This window comes from Wolbachia endosymbiont of Drosophila leontia (genome assembly GCF_028981785.1).
GTDB classification, from domain to species: domain Bacteria; phylum Pseudomonadota; class Alphaproteobacteria; order Rickettsiales; family Anaplasmataceae; genus Wolbachia; species Wolbachia pipientis.
Window position 1 is genome coordinate 1 of sequence record NZ_JAPQLK010000073.1, and the last position, 6,442, is coordinate 6,442.

The window sequence follows — 6,442 nt, forward strand, 5'->3', positions numbered from 1 at the left end:
TTTTCTTTCTGCTACTCTCCAGTATTGGTCTAATTTTTTCAAATTGTTCTTTACTTATATCGCTTGGATAGCTTTTTTGCATAGATATACCTCTTTCTTAACTATGCTTATTTTACCTCATATTTTCGAGATCCTTAACAGGTTCTTAGCCGCTAACAAGTAGCGGGATGACGATTGTTGGTAAATCTAAGTCAGTTTAGCTATAGGCAGCAATTTTCTGTATTTATTTTAAATTGAAGGAAGCTCAAATGAAAGATCATGTTTTGCTAAAAATCACAGAACGCAGTCTAACAGTGAACGGTTACGCTTTTGATCAAAAATGTTGTATAGTACACAATCAATTTTTCTGGATCCAAGTAGTCAAGGCACTGCCTTTGTGTTTGAGGCAAAATCGGCTATAACACTTAACATACTGCCTTTGCAAACAAATGTTCGTACAGTTATGTGTCAGCTACTTGCATGACGCCATTGCCTGAACGGGTACCAATGATTACCTATCAATCTCACCAAAAACTATATCGAGTGAGCCAATAATTGCTGCAACGTCAGCAAGCATGTGTCCTTTTGCCATAAAGTCTAAGGCTTGTAAATGCGCAAAGCCAGGTGCTCTTATTCGGCACCTATAAGGTCTATTGGTACCATCTGAAACTATATACACTCCAAACTCACCTTTTGGTGCCTCAACAACTGCGTAAGCCTCACCTTCTGGTACGTGATATCCTTCTGAATAGAGCTTAAAATGGTGAATCAGAGCTTCCATAGATTTTTTCATCTCTGCTCTTGACGGTGGAGAAATTTTTCTATCTTCAGTTTTTATTTGCCCTTCAGGCATTTTCTCTATGCACTGCTTCACCAAACTGATAGATTGCCTAATCTCTGCCATTCTAACTAGATAACGGTCATAACAGTCGCCATTTTGGCCGATCGGTATATCAAAATCTAGTTGATCATATATCTCATATGGCTGGCTTTTTCGCAAATCCCAAGCAAGCCCAGCAGCGCGCAACATTGGGCCACTAAAGCCCCAATCAAGTGCCTGTTTAATTGATATTTCACTAATTCCTACAGTGCGTTGCTTCCATATCCTATTTTCTGTTAAAAGTTCATCAACATCGTCTATATATTTTGGAAATTGCTCTATAAACTTTGCAATATCCTCAATCAAATCTTCTGGAACATCTGCTGCAATTCCACCTGGCCTGATGTAAGCTGCGTGAAACCTTGCACCTGAAGCTCTTTCGTAAAATTCCAGTATTTTTTCTCTTTCTTCAAAGAGCCATAAAAGAGGGGTCATTGCTCCAACATCAAGTGCTTGAGAAGAAACGTTCAGTAAATGATTTAGTATTCTCGTCAGTTCACAAAACAAGACACGTAAATACTTTGCCCTAATTGGCACTTCACATTGCAACAATTTCTCCACACAAAGTGAATATGCATGCTCTTGTGACATTGGTGATACGTAATCAAGGCGATCAAAATAAGGCAAAGCTTGAAGATACGTTTTATGTTCTATTAATTTTTCAGTACCGCGGTGCAAAAGCCCAATATGGGGATCTGCCCTCTCGATCACTTCACCATCCATCTCTAAAACAAGACGCAACACTCCATGTGCAGCTGGGTGCTGAGGTCCAAAATTTAACATCATTGTCTTTAGATCAGGCATGTCCAGTAGTTTAAGATATTAAAATTGTATAGGCTAAAGTGCGCTCAAAGTCAATAAACTTCTTGCATAGGCTACAACTATCATTCAATAGAAACAAAAACTTTTACAATGGCTAATAAGTGTTGGTAAAACCAAGTCACTTTAGCTATAGAATGACAAAAAAGGTTTGCATTAACCAAATTTTTAGTTGAAGTAGCATAAGGGGTTAAAGGAAAAGCTTTGTGTTAATGGATTCATTTCAGGTATAGTATAGATAATACCGCAATACTTATAAAATGGATCATGTTGTTAATGCGTATAATAGACTTGACACTCCTATAGTCAGGGGAGAAGGGGCATATCTTTTTGATAAAGATGGTAAAAAATATTTAGATTTTGCTGCAGGTATTTCTACAACTTCTTTAGGGCATTGTCATCCATACATTACAGATAAGCTGAAAGAGCAATCGAGCTCATTATGGCACTGCTCTAACATTTTCACTATTCCCGAGCAAGAAAGGCTTGCCGAGCGTTTAACAACCCTTACTTTTGCAGATAAAGTTTTTTTCTGCTCAAGTGGGCTTGAAGCAACAGAAGCTGCAATTAAGTTTATTCGTCGTTACTTTTATTCAAAAGGGCAAGCAAAACGTAATCGTATTATTACAATTGAAGGAGGCTTTCATGGCCGCAGTATTGCTGCAATTTCTGCTGGAGGCAATGAAAAATCACGCGAAGGTTTCGCTCCGCTCCTTTCTGGTTTTGATAAAGTGCCAAGAAATGACATTAAAGCATTAGAAGAAAAAATCAACAATGAAATAGCTGCTGTATTTTTAGAGCCCATACAAAGCGAAGGTGGAGTATATCCACTAGACGTAGAATATCTTCAAAAAGTAAGGGAAATAACAAAAGCTCAAGGAATAATTTTGTGCTTTGATGAAGTGCAGTGCGGATATGGACGCATCGGTTCTTTATTTCATTATCAAAATGTCGGCATTGAACCTGATATGCTAACCTGTGCAAAAGCTATGGGTAACGGTTTTCCTTTAGCTGCATGTTTAGTGAAAGATTATATAGCAGAAGCAATCACTCCAGGAACTCATGGATCAACCTATGGTGGCAATCCACTTGCCATGACTGTTGGTAATGCAGTGCTCGATATAATGCTAAAAGAAGGCTTTTTTGATCATGTTAAAAAAATTAGTAAAGATTTAAAAGAAAAGCTGTTGCTTTTAGCTAAAGAATTTCCTGAGATGATTTTAGAAGTTCGTGGAGAAGGGTTACTAATGGGAATAGAACTAGCAACTCCTGTAGCTGATAAAATTATTAGTCGATCTCTTGATAAAGGTTTAATAATAACTAGGGTTTTAAACAACAAAGTAGTAAGGGTAACCCCACCACTTATCATTGAGGATGAGCATGTGAACGCAGCGTGTAATATGCTTTATGATTTGTTTTTTAAGATTAAAGGTATATAAAATTCGGCAATATAAATTCAGGCTTGCAAATGCCTTTCATAACATGTAAAACTAATTTTATTTTTTATCACAATAACATCGTACTTTAATGGATTGGTTATTGGTCTTAGTATCATCAGCAATTTTTGTTTTGTTAGTTTTGTCGTTTTTGTTCTCAGGAGCAGAAATAGGCTTAACCTCAATTAGCCGTTCTCGAGTTAATAAGCTAAAGCTAGACGGTAACAAAAAAGCCAGGGTAATAGATCGCTTATTAAATAGGAAAGAATTGACAATAGGAACGGTATTGCTCGGCAATACAATTATTAATATTACTTGCTCTGCTTTATTTACAGCAATATTTATCAATCTTTTTGGAAATGAGGGCATTCTCCTATCAACAATTATAATGACATTTTGTATTTTATTGTTCTGCGAAGTTCTACCAAAAACTTATGCTATTCAAAATCCTGAAAAATTTGCATCATTTTCTGCTTATTTTGTATTGTTTTTTGTAAAGATTTTTTCTCCATTGACACTAGGTATTCAATTTATTGTTAACCTCATCCTAAAATTATGTGGGCTGCATAAAGATAAGGAAGTGATATCTGCAGCGGATGCAATGCGTAATATGATTACTCTTCACCGCAGTGAAGGAACTATGTTGCAACAGGATTTAGATATGCTAAGCAGCATACTTGATTTGGCTGAGACAGAGATATCACAAATTATGACCCATAGAAGAAACCTATTTTCTCTTGATATAGATCGGAATAAAGAAGAGTTAATAAGAGAGATTTTAACCAGCAGTCACAGTAGAGTACCTTTATGGCAGAAGGAACCAGATAACATTGTAGGTGTAATTCACGTGAAAGCTCTAATAAATGCTTTGCGTGAAAAGAATAATAAAGCGGAAGAAGTTGACATTACCCAAGTTATGTCAAGGCCTTGGTTCATACCAGAAAGTACACCGCTCAGCGTGCAACTTCACAACTTCCGTAAGAACAGGAAACACCTTGGATTTGTTATTGATGAGTATGGAGCACTGCAGGGAATTGTAACTCTTGAGGATATACTGGAAGAAATAGTTGGAGAAATTTCGGATGAACATGATTTGATTACGGAGAATTTTATAAAGAAAATATCTGATAATGTGTATTACATAGAAGGAAAATCTACTATTAGGAACATTAACAGGCAGTTATACTGGAATCTCCCTGATGAAGAAGCTACAACTCTAGCAGGTATGATTGTAAATGAAATAGAGCGCATTCCTGACGAAGGCGAGGAGTTTTCCATGTATGGTTTTCGCTTTAAGATTTTAAAAAAAGATAAAAATATTATTACTGTTGTTGAAGTGCAAGTAAGAACTGGTAGTATTAGTGGCAGCAATTAATTAGTGGAGTTTCATGGAAGATACAGTAAAAATAACGGCTGAAGAGTTGAAGGGTTACATAGAGAGAATCGAAAAACTTGAACAAGAAAAGAGGGATGTGCAAGATCACATTCGTGATGTATATGCAAAAGCCGCAGATGAAGGTTGGGATATAAAAGTGATGAAACAAATTATTAGGCTGAGGAAGATGGATGATGATGACAGAGAGGAACAAGAAATATTGCTTGATACCTATAAACGTGCATTGGGAATGAGCTACGAAGAAGAGTTAAGTGAATAGCAGAATTGTAATTGGAATAAGTGGAGCATCTGGTTCTATTTACGGTGTGCGTATTTTAGAAGCATTGAAAGACGTCGATTATGAAGCTCATTTAGTGATAAGTCGTGCTGGGAAAATAACTTTAGCTCACGAAATTAAAGAAAAACTTGAAGATATTACATCGCTTGCAGATTTTTACTATTCTGAAGAAAAGATTGGAGAAAAAATAGCAAGCGGCTCATTTAAAACCTCAGGGATGATTGTAGCACCATGCTCTATGAAGACAATGTCTGAAATCGCATCAGGTGTTACTTCCAATCTATTGACAAGGACTGCAGATGTAACGCTAAAAGAAAGAAGAAAGTTAGTTCTTATGGTGCGAGAGTCACCACTGCATCTTGGGCATTTACAAAATATGTTAAAATTAACGGAGATGGGAGCAATTATTGCTCCACCAGTGCCTGCTTTTTATATTAAACCGAAATCGTTGGATGATATTATTAATCATTCTGTTGGCAAAGTATTGGATTTATTTGATATCAAATTACCCGACTTTAAGGAGTGGCAAGGAAGTGACAATTATTATTGATGGTAAAAAAATAGCAAACGACCTATGTGAGAGGCTATCACAAAAAATTGATATTTTAAAGAGAGAGTATAACATTTTTCCTTGCCTGAAAGTAATTCTCGTGGGCAGCAATCCAGCAAGTCAGGTTTATGTTTGCAACAAACAGAAAAAAGCAGAATCAATAGGCATAAGTTCTGAGACCATTGTTTTGCCTGATAATATTTCAGAAGATGAATTAATTGAAAAAATCAATGAATTAAATGAAGATCCATCTGTGCATGGCATTTTAGTGCAATTGCCTTTACCAAATCATATTAGTGCAAGCAGAGTAATTAACACAGTAAGTGTTGAAAAAGATGTAGATGGCTTTCATGATGAAAACGTTGGCAAATTAGTTAAAGGTGAAAAAAACTGCCTTATACCTTGCACTCCTAAAGGTTCTTTGCATTTAATTAAGTCAATTGAAGAGAACCTTTCCGGTAAAAACGCAGTGGTAATTGGTAGGTCAAATATCGTGGGCAAGCCAATGTTTTACCTGCTATTGCAAGAAAACTGCACTGTCACCATCTTGCATTCACAAAGCAAGGATTTAGCTGAATATTGCTCTAAAGCGGATATAGTAGTTGCAGCAGTCGGAAAGCCAAATTTTGTTCAAGCAGACTGGATAAAGAAAGGTGCAATAGTGATCGATGTTGGCATAAATAGCGTTAACGTAGGAAAGCTTGTAGGTGATGTTGACTTTGAGGGAATAAAAGGGAAAGCCAAAGCTATGACCCCAGTACCCGGGGGCGTTGGCCCAATGACCATTGCATTTCTAATGATGAACACTGTTATTGCTGCTTGCTTGCAAAAGGGAGTTGATGCTTCTGATTTCATTAGTTGAGGTATGAAGAGGAAAGCTATATGAAGATAGAATGTACCATATCACAATTAATAAAAAATTGAGATTTTTGAAATTCCTCAGTAGTCAAATTTATTAAATATTTAGGATCATCATCTATTCTTTTTTCTCTACAAGTATAGCTAAAGTGGCTTAGGTTTACCTACAATTTGAAAAACAACAAATTCGTCATTCCGCTACTCGTTAGCGGAATCTATGCTGAGATACCGCGGCGGTATGACGTAG

The 6,442-nt window shown here is 36.5% G+C and carries 6 protein-coding genes; 5 read left to right on the top strand and 1 reads right to left on the bottom strand.

Annotated features, from left to right (window positions below; all coding sequences use genetic code 11):
- Positions 1-490 precede the first annotated feature (490 nt).
- A complete protein-coding gene (locus tag OZD63_RS02360) occupies positions 491-1,663 on the bottom strand; it encodes an NADH-quinone oxidoreductase subunit D (protein ID WP_010962676.1) in 1,173 nt (390 codons plus the stop codon).
- Positions 1,664-1,938: 275 nt separating this feature from the next.
- Between OZD63_RS02360 and OZD63_RS02365 the strand changes: the two genes are divergently transcribed.
- The 5 genes from OZD63_RS02365 to folD all read left to right on the top strand — a co-directional run bounded on the left by OZD63_RS02365 (position 1,939) and on the right by folD (position 6,199).
- Positions 1,939-3,117, top strand: coding sequence for an aspartate aminotransferase family protein (locus OZD63_RS02365; protein WP_038249924.1), 1,179 nt, complete (start codon positions 1,939-1,941; stop codon positions 3,115-3,117).
- Between the two features lie 88 nt (positions 3,118-3,205).
- Entirely contained in the window at positions 3,206-4,489 is a 1,284-nt protein-coding gene (locus tag OZD63_RS02370) for an HlyC/CorC family transporter (protein ID WP_274979469.1), read from the top strand.
- Between the two features lie 13 nt (positions 4,490-4,502).
- On the top strand, positions 4,503-4,769 hold the full coding sequence (locus tag OZD63_RS02375) for a DUF2312 domain-containing protein (RefSeq protein WP_010082293.1): 267 nt from the start codon (positions 4,503-4,505) through the stop codon (positions 4,767-4,769).
- The gene (locus tag OZD63_RS02380) at positions 4,762-5,337 is read left to right on the top strand and encodes a UbiX family flavin prenyltransferase (protein WP_274979468.1); all 576 of its coding nucleotides are present in this window, start codon (positions 4,762-4,764) and stop codon (positions 5,335-5,337) included. Before OZD63_RS02375 ends, OZD63_RS02380 begins: the two co-directional genes overlap by 8 nt.
- The gene (gene folD, locus OZD63_RS02385) at positions 5,321-6,199 is read left to right on the top strand and encodes a bifunctional methylenetetrahydrofolate dehydrogenase/methenyltetrahydrofolate cyclohydrolase FolD (RefSeq protein ID WP_264707023.1); all 879 of its coding nucleotides are present in this window, start codon (positions 5,321-5,323) and stop codon (positions 6,197-6,199) included. Before OZD63_RS02380 ends, folD begins: the two co-directional genes overlap by 17 nt.
- The last annotated feature ends 243 nt before the right edge of the window (positions 6,200-6,442 follow it).

Coding starts and splice junctions, on each gene's coding strand:
- OZD63_RS02360 (WP_010962676.1), bottom strand. CDS start 1,663: ATGCCTGATCTAAAGACAATGATGTTAAATTTTGGACCTCAGCACCCA.
- OZD63_RS02365 (WP_038249924.1), top strand. CDS start 1,939: ATGGATCATGTTGTTAATGCGTATAATAGACTTGACACTCCTATAGTC.
- OZD63_RS02370 (WP_274979469.1), top strand. CDS start 3,206: ATGGATTGGTTATTGGTCTTAGTATCATCAGCAATTTTTGTTTTGTTA.
- OZD63_RS02375 (WP_010082293.1), top strand. CDS start 4,503: ATGGAAGATACAGTAAAAATAACGGCTGAAGAGTTGAAGGGTTACATA.